We start from the raw sequence: 15,191 nt of genomic DNA, 5'->3' as shown, positions 1-15,191 counted from the left end.
AAAAGGGGGCGGTGCATCGCTGCCCGCCCCCGATCCTGCCGCGTCGGCTCACCAGAAGATGTCGTACTCGACGTCGATCACTTCGCCCGTTTCGATATCGACGAGCAGCGCGTCGTTATAATAGCGGATCCAGCGGAACGGCCCGTCGATCGGCGGCAGACGATAGGCCCAGGGATCGTTGATCCAGAAGTTCTGGGTGTAGAGCATCGATCCCAGCGTCAGGCCGATGCCGAAGCGCTGATAGCCGTAATTATAGCCACGCGGTGGATAGTAACGCGGCAGGCGGAACGCTGCGCGATTGGCCTGGCGGAAACCGCGCCAGTCATAGCGGCGATCCTGCCGCCAGCCGCGATCCCAGCCGCCGCGATTGCCGTTCCAGCCGCGCCCGTCGTTCCAGCCGCGGTTGCCGTTCCAGTCGCGATCGCCATACCAGCGCCGATCGTCGTTCCAGCCACCGCGATCGCCCGCGAAGCGCCGGTCCTGGCGGAAGTCGCGGCGATCCTGCCGGAAGTCGCGGCGGTCGTCGCGGAAATCGCGGCGATCGGCCTGACGCTCGCGGTCGAATACGCGGCGATCCTGTGCACGGTCGCGCAGGAACTGCTGCCGGTTGACCTCGCCGTTGCGGAACGCCTGCCGGTCGTCGCGACGCTCGCGGCGGAAATCCTGCCGGTCGTCACGGCGATCGGTGCGGAACGCCTGACGGTCGCGCGCGAAGTCGCGCCGGTCGCGTGCGAAATCGCGGGCAGCGCCCGGCTGCGCCATGCGCACCGCGCGCTCGGCCTGGCGCTGCTGGCGGAACGCCGACGGATCGGCCTGCCGTGCCGCGCGGCGCTCCTGGCGCACTTCGCGGGGCAACGCCTGGCGCGCAGCCTGACGCTCGGCGCGCTGTTGCCGGCGCGCTGGGTCGGCCTGGCGCATCGCCTGGCGCTCGGCGCGCTGCTGACGCATCGGTGCCGCCTGCCGCGCCGCCTGGCGCTCGATCCGCTGCTGCTGGTGGCCTTCGCCGCGGCGACCGTCCTGCGCGATGGCGGCGGCCGGCACGAGTGCCGATGCGGCCGCGAGCGCGATGATCCATTTGTTCCGCATGGAAACTGTCCTTCGCTGGTCGCGTGCCCGATCGGCTGCGACGATGCAGCCCTTCTATGCCAGCCAGGATGAGCGGTGGCTGAATTGCGGTGAAAGCCATGCGCAAGCTTTCAGTCGGCAGGCGTCAGCGCCGGCACCGTCCGCGCAGCGTCGCCCGGTTCGATATCGGGGCTCGCAGGCGGCGTGATCTGTTCGTCGCCGCGCTCGATCCGCGCCGCCTGCCGGATGGCGTCAATCAGCCGTGGCTGTATCCCGCAGCGGCAGAGATGGTCGATCGCAGCGACGATCGCCTCCTCGTCCGGATCGCGATCATCGCGCAGCAGCGCTGCCGCGCTCATCACGATGCCGGGGATGCAGAAGCCGCATTGCGAGACGTTCGAGGCGATGATCGCTTGCTGCACCGCATGCCCCCGATCGCGCGACAGTCCTTCGATCGTCGTGACGAACGTGCCCTCGCACGCCGCCAGCGTGATCTGGCACGCGGCGACCGCGCGCCCGTCGATATCAACGGTGCACGCGCCGCATTCCCCCGTGCCGCAGCCATATTTGGTGCCGGTGAGGTTCGATGCGTCGCGCAGCGCGAACACCAGCGGCGTCGCCGGGTCCATCGCATATTGCACGGGCTCGTTGTTGACGGTGAGCGCGGTCATCGGCGTGGCGGATCAGTCGCGCCAGCTCTTGTCGGTGCGATCGACCAGCCGCACCATCGCGGCGAAGTCGGCGGCACCCGCACCGCCCGGCACCTGCGCCATGTGCAGGTCGCGCTGATGCACCGCCACCACCTCGTCGGCGACCAGCAGCGGCTCGCCCATGCCGAGCGTCGCGACCTGGATCTCGCAGGCGCGTTGCAGCGACCAGTGCTTGATGAACGCCTCGGGCAAAGTCTTGCCCATCACGAGGATGCCGTGATTGCGCAGCAGCATCACGCGTTTGTCGCCCAGATTGGCAAGCAGGCGCTCGCCTTCCTCGTCGCGCACCGTCACGCCCTCGAAGTCGTGATAGGCGATCTGCCCGGCGAAATTGCAGGCATAGAAATTGGTCGGCCTGAGCCCGCCCTCGACCGAGCTTACCGCCATGCCGGCGGTGGTGTGCGTGTGCATGATGCAGTGCGCGTCGGGCAGGTGGCGGTGGAACAGCGCGTGCTGGACAAAGCCCGCGCGGTTGACCGGATAGGGCGAATCGTCGAGCTTGTTGCCGTCGATATCGATCTTGACGAGGTTCGACGCCTTCACCTCGCTGAAATGCAGGCCGAAGGGGTTGATGAGGAACGCGCCTTCCTCGCCCGGCACTTTCAGCGTGATGTGGTTGTAGATCATCTCCGACCAGCCGAGATGATCGAACACGCGGTAGCAGGCGGCAAGCTGCTGGCGCGCTTCCCATTCGGCTTCGGACATGGTGGGGCGGGTGAGGGCGGCGGTGGCCATGGCGTCTCTCCTGTAGCGGAGAGACGCTAGAGCAAAACCGCGGCCACTAAAAGGCGGCGATCCCCGTGATCGCGCGGCCGAGGATCAGCGCGTGGACGTCGTGCGCGCCTTCATAAGTGTTCACCGTTTCGAGGTTCAGTGCGTGGCGCAGCACGTGATATTCTGCCGCGATGCCGTTGCCGCCGTGCATGTCGCGCGCCATCCGCGCGATGTCGAGCGCCTTGCCGACATTGTTGCGCTTGACGATCGAGATCATCTCGGGCGCGAAACGGTGGTCGTCCATCAGCCGGCCGACGCGCAGCGACGCCTGCAACCCCAGCGCAATCTCGGTTTCCATGTCGGCCAGCTTCTTCTGGTACAGTTGCCGCCCCGCAAGCGGGGTGCCGAACTGGTGCCGATCGAGGCCATATTGCCGCGCGGCATGAAAGCACGCCTCGGCCGCACCCATCGATCCCCAGGAAATGCCGTAGCGCGCGCGGTTGAGGCACGAGAACGGCCCCTTCAGCCCCTCGACATCGGGCAGCAGCGCATCCTCGCCGACCTCGACATCCTCCATCACGATGCCGCCGGTGATCGACGCGCGCAGCGAGAGTTTGCCCTCGATCTTGGGTGCCGAAAGCCCCTTCATGCCCTTTTCGAGCACGAAGCCGCGGATCCGGCCGTCATGCGCGTCGGACTTCGCCCAGACGACGAACACGTCGGCGATCGGCGAGCTCGAAATCCACGTCTTGGTGCCGTTGAGGCGATAGCCGCCATTGGTCTCGACCGCGCGCGTGCGCATCCCGCCGGGATCGGAGCCGGCATCGGGCTCGGTCAGGCCAAAGCAGCCGATCGCCTCGCCCGTGGCCAGTTTCGGCAGATAGCGGCGCTTCTGTTCCTCGCTGCCGAACGCGAAGATGGGGTACATGACGAGGCTCGACTGCACGCTCATCATCGAGCGATAGCCCGAATCGACGCGCTCGACCTCGCGCGCGACAAGGCCATAGGCGACATAGGAAGCGCCCGCGCCGCCATATTCGGGATCGACCGTCGGGCCAAGCAGCCCAAGCCCGCCCATCTCGGTGAAGATGGCGGGATCGGTATGCTCGTCGAGAAACGCCTGCGTCACGCGCGGTAGCAGCTTTTCCTGCGCATAGTCGCGCGCGGTGTCGCGGATCATGCGCTCGTCGTCGGTCAGCTGGTCGTCGAGCAGCAGGGGATCGGCCCAGTCGAACTTCTGCATCGTCAATTCCTCAGTCGGGGACCACGGCGATGGTCTCGATCTCGATCAGCGCCTCGCGTTCCACCAGCGCGGCGACTTCGACCACTGCCATGGCGGGATAATGGCGGCCGATCAATTCGCGATAGGCCGCGCCGATCTCGCCGAGTGCGGCGACATAGGCATCGCGGTCGGTGACATACCACGTCATCCGCACGATATGCTCGGCGCGCGCGCCCGCTTCGGCGAGGATGGCCAGCGTGTTGTGGAGGATTTGGCGGAACTGCGCGGCGATGCCGCCCTCGGCGAACTGCTCGTTGCCGTCCCAGCCGACGACACCGGCAGTGAACACCATCGTCCCGCGTGCCGCGATGCCGTTGGCATAGCCCTTGGGGCGTTTCCAGCCGGGGGGAAGCAGGGTCTGGTTGGTCATTCGGGTTCCTTGGCGTTCATGAGGCGGGCGCGCAGATCGTCGGGCCAGGCCACGGGTACGGCGCCTGCAAGGTCCATCAGCACCTGCGTAAGCCGCACCGCGAACCGAGGCGCGCCCTCGCACTGGACTTCGACGGAGAGGTCGATCGAGCTGCCGCCCACGCGCCGAAGCGCTACGTCAAAGCTTAGCAGCTCGCCCAGCCGCGCAGGGGCTGTGAAATCGGCGTGAAGATCGACGGTCGGCAGGCCCAGCCCCCTCGACTGATGCATGGTGCGGCGATCGAAGCCGAGGACGGCGGGCGTCCAGTCCTCGATCGCTGCGTCGGTCAGTTCGAATAGCCGCGGATAATAGGCGATGCCCGCCGAATCGCAGTGCGCGAAGCGCAACGGATATTGAAAGCGCAGCATCAGCGACCTGCCAGATGCTGCCGCGCGATGACGATCTTCTGCACTTCCGACGCGCCTTCGTAGATGCGCAGCGCGCGCACTTCGCGGTACAGCGCTTCCACCGCCATCCCTACGCGCACGCCGTCGCCACCGAACATCTGCACCGCCTTGTCGATCACACGCTGCGCGCCGTCGGTCGCGTGCAGCTTGGCGAGCGCCGCCTCGCGGCTATTGCGCTGGCCCATCACGTCGCGCAGCCAGCCGGCGCGGTAGATGAGCAACGCGGCAGTATCGGTATCGAGCACCATCTCGGCGAGCTTCGATTGCGTCACCGGATTGTCGGCAAGCGAGCCGTCGCCCAGGCTGCGCGCTTTCGCGCGCGCGGTCGCCTCGTCGAGCGCGCGGCGCGCGAAGCCGAGGGCTGCGGCGCCGACGGTGGTGCGGAAGATGTCGAGCGTCGCCATCGCCTGCGCGAAGCCGCGTCCCGGCTCGCCTAGCAGCGCGTCGGCGGGCACGCGGCAGTCGTCGAACGCCAGCGTGGCGAGCGGGTGCGGCGCGATCACCGCAATGCGTTCGGCGATCGACAGGCCCGGCGCATCGGCATCGACGATGAAGGCCGAGATGCCCTTGGCACCGGCTGCCTCGCCGGTGCGCGCGAACAGCACATATTGATCGGCGATGCCGCCGTTCGAAATATAGGTCTTGGCGCCTTCGATCCTCCAGCCATTGCCCGCGCGGACTGCCGTAGTGGTCATCGCCGCGACGTCCGAACCCGAGCCCGGCTCGGTCAGCGCGAAAGCCGCGATCCGCTCGCCACGCGAGATCGCCGGCAGATAGCGCGCGCATTGCTCGTCGGTGCCGAACAGGCTGATCGTGCCCGATCCCAGCCCCTGCATCGCGAACGCGAAATCGGCGAGCCCCGAATGGCGCGCCAGCGTTTCGCGGATCAGCGACAGCGAACGCACGTCGAGCGCCTCATGCACGCCGCCCCAGCGCGCGGGCACGCAGTATCGCAGCCAGCCGCCATCGCCGAGCGCGCGCACCAACCGGCGGCATTCGGCATCGACGTCATCCGGATGCGCGTCGTCGAGATTGGCCGAGCACCACGCCTCGAGGCGCGCCGACAGCGCGCGGTGATGATCGTCGAGGAACGGCCAGTCGAGAAAGCTGCGATCGGCCATCAATCGCCCTCGAACACCGGGCGGCGCTTGGCAGCGAATGCCTCGAACGCGCGGCGAAAATCGTTGGTCGCCATGCAGATCGCCTGCGCCTGTGCTTCCATCTCGATCGCCGTCTCGATGCTGACGGCCCATTCAGTCGAAAGCTGCGTCTTGGTGATGCCGTGCGCGAAGGTCGGGCCGGCGGCGAGCTCGGCGGCAAGGGCTTGCGCTTCGCTCATAAGCGCCTCGGCAGCGACAAGGCGATTGTGGAACCCCCAGCGCTCGCCTTCCTCGGCGGTCATCACGCGGCCGGTGTAGAGCAGCTCGGCGGCGCGGCCTTGGCCGATGATGCGCGGCAGCATCGCGCACGCGCCCATGTCGCAGCCCGCGAGGCCGACGCGCGTGAACAGGAACGCGGTCTTGGCCGCAGGCGTCGCGAGGCGCAGGTCGCTCGCCATCGCCATGATCGCGCCGGCACCCACGCACACGCCGTCGATCGCGGCGACGATCGGCTGCGGGCAGGCACGCATCGCCTTGACCAGATCGCCCGTCATCCGCGTGAAGGCGAGCAGTTCGGGCATCGCCATTTCGGTCAGCGGCCCGATGATCTCGTGCACATCGCCGCCCGAGGAGAAATTGCCGCCCGCGCCGGTGACGATGACCACCTTCACCTCGCGCGCATAGACGAGCGCCCGGAACGCATCGCGCAACTCGGCATAGCTTTCAAACGTCAGCGGGTTCTTGCGGTCGGGGCGGTTCAGCGTGATGGTGGCGACGCCGTCCGCGAACGCCCAGCCAAAATGCTCGGGCGCGAAGTCTGCCGGATTCATGTCCTCTCCTTGCCCGTCGATATGGTATATCGCGCAGTCGCAACCGCCGGCGTCAATGCTCCAGTGTTCGGTCCGCCGTCCGGATGGCGCATCACATCACCTCGCCGCCAGCTACTGCGATCGCCTGGCCGGTGATCGCGGCACTGCCCGGCATGCACAACCACACTACCGCCTCGGCGACTTCCTCGGGCGCGACGAGCCGGCGCTGCGGATTGAAGCGCGCAAGCTCCTCGCGCGCCTCGCGCGGCGTGCGGCCCGTACGCGCGCGGATGTTCTCGACGGCATCGTCGACGATCTGCGTGTCGGTGAAACCGGGGCACACGGCATTCACCGTCACGCCCGTCTGCGCGAGTTCGATCGCGAGCGCACGCGTCAGCCCGATCGCGGCATGCTTCGATGCGACATAGGCGGCGGTGTAGGCATAGCCCTTGAGCCCGGCGGTCGAGGCGATCGTCACGATGCGCCCAGCGGGCGCGGCGCGCAGATCGGGGAGCGCCGCCTGGCAGCAATGGAACACCGCATCGGCATTGATCGCCATCGCCGCGCGCCACTGGTCGATCGTGGTGCGCGCGAACGGCGCGGAGGGCGCGACGCCGGCATTGTTGACGAGGATCGTGACCGGACCATGCGCCGCGCGTGCCGTATCGAACGCGGCGTCGACCGCCGCGCGGTCAGTCACGTCGGCGACGGCGACCGCGGCGCCCGCGATGCCGTCTGCCACGCTTTCCAGCGCCTCGCGTCGCCGCCCGACGATCGTGACGCTCGCGCCCTCGGCCGCCAGCGCACGGGCGACGGTGGCGCCGATGCCCGATCCGCCACCCGTCACCAGCGCATGATGGCTGCCGAGCCTCATGCCCGCAGCGCCGCTTCCTGCTCGGCCGCGCGCTTCAGGTTGCGCGCGAGCTGCACCATGCCTGCCTCGTACGGACGCGGCACCGCGACGCCGCGATATTCGGCCTGCGCGGCGGCGCGCAGCGTCCACATCGGATCGATCAGGTGCGGGCGACCGACCGCCACCAGATCGGCGCGGCCGGCTGCAAGGATCGAGTTGGCGTGATCGGGCTCGAAAATGTTGCCCACCGCCATCGTCGCGACGCCACCTTCGTTGCGGATGCGATCGGCGAACGGCGTCTGGAACATGCGGCCATAGACGGGCTTGGCCTCGGCCCAGGTCTGGCCTGCCGACACGTCGATCAGGTCGGCGCCGGCGTCGACGAAGGCGCGGGCGATCGCCACGGCCTCGTCGGGCGTCACGCCGGCATCGGCCATCCAGTCGGTCGCCGAGATGCGCACCGCCATCGGCTTGTCGTCGGGCCAGACGGCGCGCATGGCGCGGAACACCCCGAGGGGGAAGCGCAGCCGGTTCTCGAGGCTGCCGCCATATTCGTCTGTCCGCTTGTTCTGGAGCGGGGTGATGAAGCCCGAAAGCAGATAGCCGTGCGCGGCATGCAGCTCGACCATGTCGAACCCCGCAGCGATCGCCATGTAGGTAGCGCTCACGAACTGGTCGCGCACCGCGTCCATGTCGGCGCGCGTCATCGGGACGGGGCGTTGGTTGGCGGCGCTCCACGGCACGTCGGCGGCGGCCATCAGCGGCCAGTTATCGTGCTCGAGCGGCGCGTCCATGCCTTCCCAGCCGATGCGCGTCGAACCCTTGGCGCCCGAATGGCCGAGCTGGAGACAGATCTTCGCGGCGCTTTCGGCATGCACGAAATCGACGATGCGCCGCCACGCCGCGACATGCTCGGGCGCGTACATGCCGGGACAGCCCGGCGTGATGCGGCCCTCGGGCGATACGCAGGTCATCTCGGTATAGATTAGCCCCGCGCCGCCTTCAGCGCGCGCGCCGTAATGAACGAAGTGGAAGTCGCCCGGCGTCCCGTCCTTCGCCTTGTAGGTGGCCATCGGCGACATGACGATGCGGTTGGCGAGCGTCAGGCCGCGCAGCCGATAGGGCGCGAACATCGGCGGCGCGGGGTCGTTGGCGAGTGTGCCCGTCGCCCGCGAATGAAACCAGCGCTCGACTCCTTCGAGCCATGCCCGGTCGCGCAGCCGCAGATTCTCGTGGCTGACGCGCTGCGATCGGGTGAGCAGCGAATAGGCGAACTGGATCGGCTCGAACGGCAGATAGCGATCGAGCGTCTCGAACCACTCGGTCGAGTTGCGCGCGCTGTTCTGGATCTTGAGCACTTCCAGATTGCGCTCGTCCTGATATTCCTGGAGCGCGGTCGCGCGGTCGAGGCCGGGGCGGTTGAGCACCTCGGCCAGCTTGATTGCATCCTCCAACGCCAGCTTGGTGCCCGAGCCGATCGAGAAATGCGCGGTGTGCGCGGCGTCGCCCAGCAGGATGAGCTTGTCGTGCCACCATTGCCCGCAGACGATGCGGCGGAAGTTGAGCCAAGCCTGCGGGCCGGGCAGGTGCGTCGCGTTCGACATCAGCGGATTGCCGTCAAGATATTTCGCGAAGATGCGCTCGCACAGCGCGATCGCTTCGGGCTGGTCCATCGCGTCGAGTCCAAGACCCGCCCAGGTTTCGGGCGCCATCTCGACGATGAAGGTCGAGCAGTCGTCGGCGAAGCGATAGGCGTGTGCCCATACCCAGCCGGCTTCGGTCTGCTCGAAGGCGAAGGTGAATGCCTCGAACATCTTCGAGGTGCCGAACCAGAAGAACTTGTTGCGCCGCGTCTGGATGTCGACGTCGAAATGCTCGGCATAGGCGTTGCGCATGCGGCTGTTGGCGCCGTCGGCGGCGATAACGAGGTCATAGTCGCCATAATCGGCGAGATCGGCCGACGCCTCATGCTCGAAATGCAGCGTCACACCCAAATCGCGCGCGCGCTGCTGCAGGATCGCCAGCAGCCGCTTGCGCCCGATGCCGATGAAGCCGTGGCCCGAGGAGCGCATGCACTCGCCGCGCAGATGCACGTCGATATCGTCCCAATGCGCGAACTCGTCGCGGATCGTGGCGCCGCTCACGGGATCGTTCGCCATCAGATTCTCGACCGTCTGGTCGGAGAACACCACGCCCCAGCCGAACGTATCGTCGGGCCGGTTGCGCTCGAACAGATCGACCGCATGGTCCGGGTTGCGCAGCTTCATCGATATCGCGAAATACAATCCGGCAGGGCCGCCGCCCAGACAGGCTATGCGCATCACAGAGTTCCAACAGCGGTGTCGACGGCTCCGAACCTATCGCCGCTTGCAGAAGTTTCAAGGATAAAGTATCTCGGTCGCGAAGGAGAAATGCGGATGCGCTGGCCTGCCAGACGCCTTGCACAGGCGTCGAAGAAGAGCTTCGGCATGTACGAACAGGCGCTGGCGCTCGAGGCACAGGGCGCGGACCTTATCCATCTTGAGTTTGGCCGGCCCCATGCCGACACGCCTTCGCACATCAAGGAGGCGACGAAAAAGGCGCTCGACGACGGCATCGTCCATTATGGCGATTTTCGCGGCACGCTCGCGTTCCGTCAGGCGCTGGCCGCCAAGCTCGCCGACTTCAACAAGCTCGATTACGGCGTCGACGAAATCCTCGTCACCAACGGCCTGACGCACGCCTCGTTCGCCGCGTTCATGGCGGCGATCGATCCAGGCGACGAGGTGCTGCTGCTCGACCCCTATTATCCGCAGCATATCGGCAAGACCGAAATGGCCGGCGGTCGCGTGGTGACGGCACCGCTCGACAAGGACGACGGCTTCGCCATCCGGCGCGAGGCGATCGAGGCGGCGCTGACGCCCGCCACGCGCATGATCGTCATCGTCAATCCGGCCAACCCCACCGGCCGCGTCTACAGCCGCGCCGAATTGCAGATCGTCGCCAACATCGCGATCGAGCATGACCTGCTCGTGCTGTCCGACGAGGTGTATGAATACATCACCTATGGCAACGCCGAGCATCTCAGCATCGCCGCACTGCCGGGCATGCGCGCCCGCACGATCACCTGCTTCGCTTTCACGAAGGCCTATTCGATGGATGGCTGGCGCATCGGCTATCTCACTGCCGATGCCGCGCTGATGCCCGCGATCCTGCGCATCGCGATGACTGATGTGACGCACGTCAACGTGTTCGTGCAGGAAGGCGCGATGGCCGCCGTTACCGGACCGCAGGAGCCGATGCTGGCGATGGTCGAGGCTGATCGCGTCAAGCGCGACATTGTCGTCCAGGCGCTGAACCAGATGCCGGGCGTCACCTGTCCCGAGCCGCAGGGCACGATCTACGCGTTTCCCGACATTTCCGCGACGGGGGTCGCGGCGCAGGAACTGGCCACGCGCATCCTCAACGACGCGCACGTCGTGGTCGAGGCGGGCAGCTTCTACGGCGCGGGCGGCGAGGGGCATCTGCGCGTCTGCTTCGGCTCGGTCTCCGAAGCACGGCTGCGCGAAGGGATGGAGCGGCTGGGCGCGTTCTTCAACGCGCTCTAGCCGGGCGTTCGCCGGGAAGGCGCCGCAGCACGCGCGCCATCGGGTCGACCACCACTTCGGCGCCGGCGGGCACGCGCAGCGATCCGCGCCCGCCCGTCATCGCCACGCGCTCGATGCGACCATCGACCGAGACCTCGAGTGGCATCGGGAACGCAGCGCCGCCGCCCACGCGCCATTCGAGCGACAGCGTGTCGCCGCGCCGGCGCTCGATCAGCTCGGGCAGCGCGGCATTGCCCAGATAGGCGTCGAAGAACCAGCCAAGCTCGCGTCCGCTCACCTGATCCGCAATCTGGCGGTATTCTGCGGTCGAGGTGAAGCGCGGCGCGAAGTTGCCGGGCTTGGGATCGGGCCGGCCATAGACCGCGCGCCGAGTGATCTCGGCGAAGGCATCATCGCCCACCAGGCCGCGCAGCGTGTGCAGCATCCAGCCCGCCTTGAAATAGATGTCGCCGCCGGGGCCGGTCGCGTCGTCGGACACCAGATTGGCGGCGCGCGCGCGCCCCGACACGATCGGATGATTGTTGGCGAAGCGCGATCGCTCGGCGAACATCATCGCCAGATAGCGCCCGTCGCCTTCGCGCGAGCGGCCGTAGAGCGGCTGCATATATTGCCCATAGCCCTCGTGCAGCCAGAAATCGTCCCAGTTGAAGACCGACATCTGGTTGCCGAACCATTCATGCGCGAACTCGTGGTGCAGCAGCCAGTCGAACCCTTCGGGGCCCTGCTTGTACTCGTTGCCATAGGCGTTGATCGTCTGGTGCTCCATGCCCAGATGCGGCGTCTCGACCACGCCCATCTTCTCGTTCGCGAACGGGTAGGGGCCGATGGTACGCTCGAACCAGTCGACGATCGGCGCGAACTCGGTGAACAGCCGGCGCGCCTTGGCGTCGTTGCCCTCGAGATACCAGAAATGCATTGGGATATCGTTGCCGAAGCGGCTGCGATGCACCGCCTTCAGCTCGCGATAGGGGCCGACGGTGAGCGCGATCGCATAGGTGTTGGGATTGGCGATCGACCAGTTCCAGCGGCTGCGTCCGTCGGGCAGGCGATCGACGCCGAGCAGTTTCCCGTTCGAAGGCGCCGAAAGGCCGGCGGGCACGGTGATGTGCAGGTCGACGCGCTTGGGTTCGTAGGTCGGGTAATCGACACACGGCCAGAACAGGTCGCAGCCCTCGCCCTGCACGGCGGTCGCGATCCAGGGCTTGCCGCTGTCGGTCTTCGCCCAGACGAAGCCGCCGTCCCAGGGCGCACGCACCGCCACATGCGGGGTGCCGCCATAAGCGAGCCGTGCTGTCACTTGCTCGCCCGCGCGAAGGGGGCGGGGAAGGTCGATCACAAGTCGCCCGTCGGGATTGCGCCAGCTGCCGGCGGACAGTGCCGTTCCGTCGATGGTGACGGCGCGCACCGGCAGGTTGCGATCGAGATCGAGCACGAGCCGCGCGACCGGCGCCTTGGCGGCGAACACCAGCGTCGCCTGCGCCTCGATCTGCTCGCGATCGGGAAACAGCTCGAAGGCCAGATCGGCAGTTTCGAACGTCACCGCCGCCTGTTCGGGCGCGACGGCGGCGCCGGTGAGCGGCGTGCGACCGGTGAGCGGCGGCTTGCCCGGATCGGGTGCGGCGGCAGCGAGCGCGAACGCGGCGAGGCCGGCTGCCAGCAGACGATTGATGCCTTGCGCCCGCCCCCCATATAGGCTGCAAAGGCGCTGCCCATCGCGCGCCATCGGAGTGTTCATGAAGTCCAGCTATCCCGTTTTGCCGCTGCGCGACATCGTTGTGTTCCCGCACATGATCGTGCCGCTGTTCGTCGGCCGCGACAAGTCCGTTGCCGCACTCGAGGCCGCGATGGCCGACGACAAGGAGATTTTCCTCGTCGCACAGCTCGATCCCGCACAGGACGATCCCGGCCGCGACGATCTGTACGATACCGGCGTCACCGCCGAGGTGATGCAGTTGCTCAAGCTGCCCGACGGCACCGTGCGCGTGCTCGTGTCGGGCAAGGTGCGCGCCAATCTCGATACCCTTGAAGCCGTCGACGGCCATCTGGTCGCGCAGGTCTCGCCGGTCGAGGAAACCGCGGCCGAGGGCAAGGAAGTCGCGGCGCTGATGCGCTCGGTGGTCGATCAGTTCGAGAATTACGCCAAGCTCAACCGCAAGCTCCCCGCCGAGACGGCGGTGCAGCTCGGCGAGCTCGAGGATGCCTCGCGCCTTGCCGATGCGGTGGCGGGCAACATCGCGGTTAAGGTCGCCGACAAGCAGGCGATGCTCGTCGAGACCGATCCGCGCAAGCGGCTCGAGATGGTGTTCGCCTTCATGGAGGGCGAACTCGGCGTGTTGCAGGTCGAGAAGAAGATTCGCAGCCGCGTGAAGCGCCAGATGGAGAAGACGCAGCGCGAATATTATCTCAACGAGCAGCTGAAGGCGATCCAGCGCGAGTTGGGCAACGAGGACGAGGAAGGCGAGGGCGACGAGATCGCCGAGCTGACGCAGAAGATCGCCACGCTCAAGCTCTCGAAGGAAGCACGCACCAAGGCGACCGCCGAGCTCAAGAAGCTTAAGACGATGGCGCCGATGAGCGCTGAAGCGACCGTCGTGCGCAACTATCTCGATGTGCTCTTGGGCCTGCCCTGGGGCAAGAAGTCGAAGCTCAAGAAGGATCTGGTCGAGGCCGAAGCGGTGCTCGACGCCGATCATTACGGGCTGGAGAAGGTCAAGGACCGCATCGTCGAGTATCTCGCGGTGCAGGCGCGCACCAACAAGCTCAAGGGGCCGATCCTGTGCCTCGTCGGCCCGCCGGGCGTCGGCAAGACGAGCCTCGGCAAGTCTATCGCCAAGGCGACGGGTCGCGAGTTTATCCGCCAGTCGCTGGGCGGCGTGCGCGACGAGGCCGAGATCCGGGGGCACCGGCGCACCTATATCGGCTCGCTGCCGGGCAAGATCGTCACCAATCTGCGCAAGGCCGGGGCCAGCAATCCGCTTTTCCTGCTCGACGAGATCGACAAGCTCGGCCAGGATTTCCGCGGCGATCCGGCGTCGGCCCTGCTCGAGGTGCTTGATCCCGAGCAGAACGGCAAGTTTCAGGACCATTATCTCGAGATCGACATCGACCTGTCGGACATCATGTTCGTCACCACCGCGAACACGCTAAACCTCCCGCAGCCGCTGCTCGATCGCATGGAGATCATCCGGCTCGAAGGCTATACCGAGGACGAGAAGGTTGCGATCGCCGAAGGTCATCTGATCGCCAAGCAGATCGAGATGCACGGCCTGAAGCAGGGCGAGTTCACGCTCGAGCAGGCTGCGCTGCGTGATCTCATCCGCTATTACACGCGCGAGGCCGGCGTGCGCACGCTCGAGCGCGAGGTCGCCAAGCTGGCGCGCAAGGCGCTGCGCCGCATCCTCGAAGGCAAGGCCGAGAGCGTGACGGTGACGCCCGACAATCTGCACGAATTCGCCGGCGTGCGGAAATACCGCTTCGGCATCGGCGAGGAGGAGCACCAGATCGGTGCCGTCACCGGCCTCGCCTGGACCGAGGTAGGCGGCGAGCTGCTCACGATCGAGAGCGTGACGGTGCCCGGCAAGGGCGCGATCAAGACGACGGGCAAGCTCGGCGACGTGATGAAGGAAAGCGTCGAGGCCGCGATGAGCTTCGTCAAGGCGCGCGCACCTACCTTCGGCATCCGCCCCAGCCTGTTCGCGCGCAAGGACGTCCACGTCCACCTGCCCGAAGGCGCGGTGCCCAAGGACGGTCCTTCGGCGGGCATCGGCCTCGTCACCTCGATCGTCTCGACGCTTACCGGCGTGCCGGTGCGTAAGGACGTGGCGATGACGGGCGAGGTTACGCTGCGTGGTCGCGTGCTGCCGATCGGCGGGCTCAAGGAGAAGCTGCTGGCGGCACTGCGCGGCGGCATCGAGACGGTGCTGATCCCGGCCGAGAACGAGAAGGACTTGGCCGAGATTCCTGCCGTCATCCGCGACAATCTGAAGATCGTGCCCGTCAGCCATGTCGACGAGGTGCTGCGTCTGGCGCTCACCGAGCCGCTGGTCGCGATCGACTGGAGCGACGCCGACGAACTCGCCGCGCAGCCGCCGCCCGGCGTGCCGCCCGCGACCGAAGCGATGCATCACTGATCGGGCCGGCTCGGATCGTCCCGAAACGGGATGCTGCGGTCCGCATCGGGGGTTTACCCGCTGCGGACCGCTGTTTTTTCGGCATTTGACCGCAAAAAGAGCCAAATTTCTTTGACTCGATGGCG

The 15,191-nt window shown here is 67.0% G+C and carries 13 protein-coding genes; 2 read left to right on the top strand and 11 right to left on the bottom strand.

All coding sequences use genetic code 11. The features are described from left to right. Positions 1-48: 48 nt before the first annotated feature. From FBR43_RS06985 to FBR43_RS06940, 10 genes are all read right to left on the bottom strand, one after another. Positions 49-1,086 (bottom strand): RcnB family protein, encoded by a 1,038-nt coding sequence (locus FBR43_RS06985; protein WP_136942477.1) that lies wholly within the window; start codon positions 1,084-1,086, stop codon positions 49-51. Between the two features lie 110 nt (positions 1,087-1,196). Continuing rightward, a complete protein-coding gene (locus FBR43_RS06980) occupies positions 1,197-1,736 on the bottom strand; it encodes a (2Fe-2S)-binding protein (RefSeq protein WP_136942476.1) in 540 nt (179 codons plus the stop codon). A 12-nt stretch (positions 1,737-1,748) separates the two neighbouring features. Then, entirely contained in the window at positions 1,749-2,510 is a 762-nt protein-coding gene (locus tag FBR43_RS06975) for a class II aldolase/adducin family protein (protein WP_136942475.1), read from the bottom strand. A 46-nt stretch (positions 2,511-2,556) separates the two neighbouring features. Then, a complete protein-coding gene (locus tag FBR43_RS06970) occupies positions 2,557-3,732 on the bottom strand; it encodes an acyl-CoA dehydrogenase (protein WP_136942474.1) in 1,176 nt (391 codons plus the stop codon). A 10-nt stretch (positions 3,733-3,742) separates the two neighbouring features. Next, positions 3,743-4,141 (bottom strand): RidA family protein, encoded by a 399-nt coding sequence (locus FBR43_RS06965; RefSeq protein WP_136942473.1) that lies wholly within the window; start codon positions 4,139-4,141, stop codon positions 3,743-3,745. Further along, complete coding sequence (locus FBR43_RS06960; protein ID WP_136942472.1) at positions 4,138-4,548, bottom strand: acyl-CoA thioesterase; 411 nt, start codon at positions 4,546-4,548, stop codon at positions 4,138-4,140. The genes FBR43_RS06965 and FBR43_RS06960 overlap by 4 nt, the downstream gene beginning before the upstream one ends. After that, entirely contained in the window at positions 4,548-5,708 is a 1,161-nt protein-coding gene (locus tag FBR43_RS06955; RefSeq protein ID WP_136942471.1) for an acyl-CoA dehydrogenase family protein, read from the bottom strand. Before FBR43_RS06955 ends, FBR43_RS06960 begins: the two co-directional genes overlap by 1 nt. After that, positions 5,708-6,517, bottom strand: coding sequence for an enoyl-CoA hydratase family protein (locus FBR43_RS06950; RefSeq protein WP_136942470.1), 810 nt, complete (start codon positions 6,515-6,517; stop codon positions 5,708-5,710). Before FBR43_RS06950 ends, FBR43_RS06955 begins: the two co-directional genes overlap by 1 nt. A gap of 91 nt (positions 6,518-6,608) precedes the next feature. After that, a complete protein-coding gene (locus FBR43_RS06945) occupies positions 6,609-7,370 on the bottom strand; it encodes an SDR family NAD(P)-dependent oxidoreductase (protein WP_136942469.1) in 762 nt (253 codons plus the stop codon). Further along, a complete protein-coding gene (locus FBR43_RS06940) occupies positions 7,367-9,670 on the bottom strand; it encodes a bifunctional salicylyl-CoA 5-hydroxylase/oxidoreductase (protein ID WP_136942468.1) in 2,304 nt (767 codons plus the stop codon). The genes FBR43_RS06945 and FBR43_RS06940 overlap by 4 nt, the downstream gene beginning before the upstream one ends. Positions 9,671-9,766: 96 nt before the next feature. Here FBR43_RS06940 and FBR43_RS06935 point away from each other — a divergent pair, with 96 nt between their 5' ends. Further along, a complete protein-coding gene (locus FBR43_RS06935) occupies positions 9,767-10,936 on the top strand; it encodes a pyridoxal phosphate-dependent aminotransferase (protein WP_136942467.1) in 1,170 nt (389 codons plus the stop codon). Here the strand turns inward: FBR43_RS06935 and FBR43_RS06930 are convergent. Next, a complete protein-coding gene (locus FBR43_RS06930) occupies positions 10,923-12,671 on the bottom strand; it encodes a M1 family metallopeptidase (RefSeq protein WP_249276487.1) in 1,749 nt (582 codons plus the stop codon). The genes FBR43_RS06935 and FBR43_RS06930 overlap by 14 nt on opposite strands. On the opposite strand from FBR43_RS06930, the gene lon reads away from it, so the two are divergent. Beyond that, positions 12,670-15,066, top strand: coding sequence for an endopeptidase La (lon, locus tag FBR43_RS06925; protein WP_136942466.1), 2,397 nt, complete (start codon positions 12,670-12,672; stop codon positions 15,064-15,066). The two genes, FBR43_RS06930 and lon, sit on opposite strands and share 2 nt — an antisense overlap. The last annotated feature ends 125 nt before the right edge of the window (positions 15,067-15,191 follow it).

The organism is Sphingomonas baiyangensis, from assembly GCF_005144715.1.
GTDB classification, from domain to species: Bacteria; Pseudomonadota; Alphaproteobacteria; order Sphingomonadales; family Sphingomonadaceae; genus Sphingomonas; species Sphingomonas baiyangensis.
Note: the sequence above shows the minus strand (reverse complement) of the source record. Positions and strands in the feature narration are given on the sequence as shown.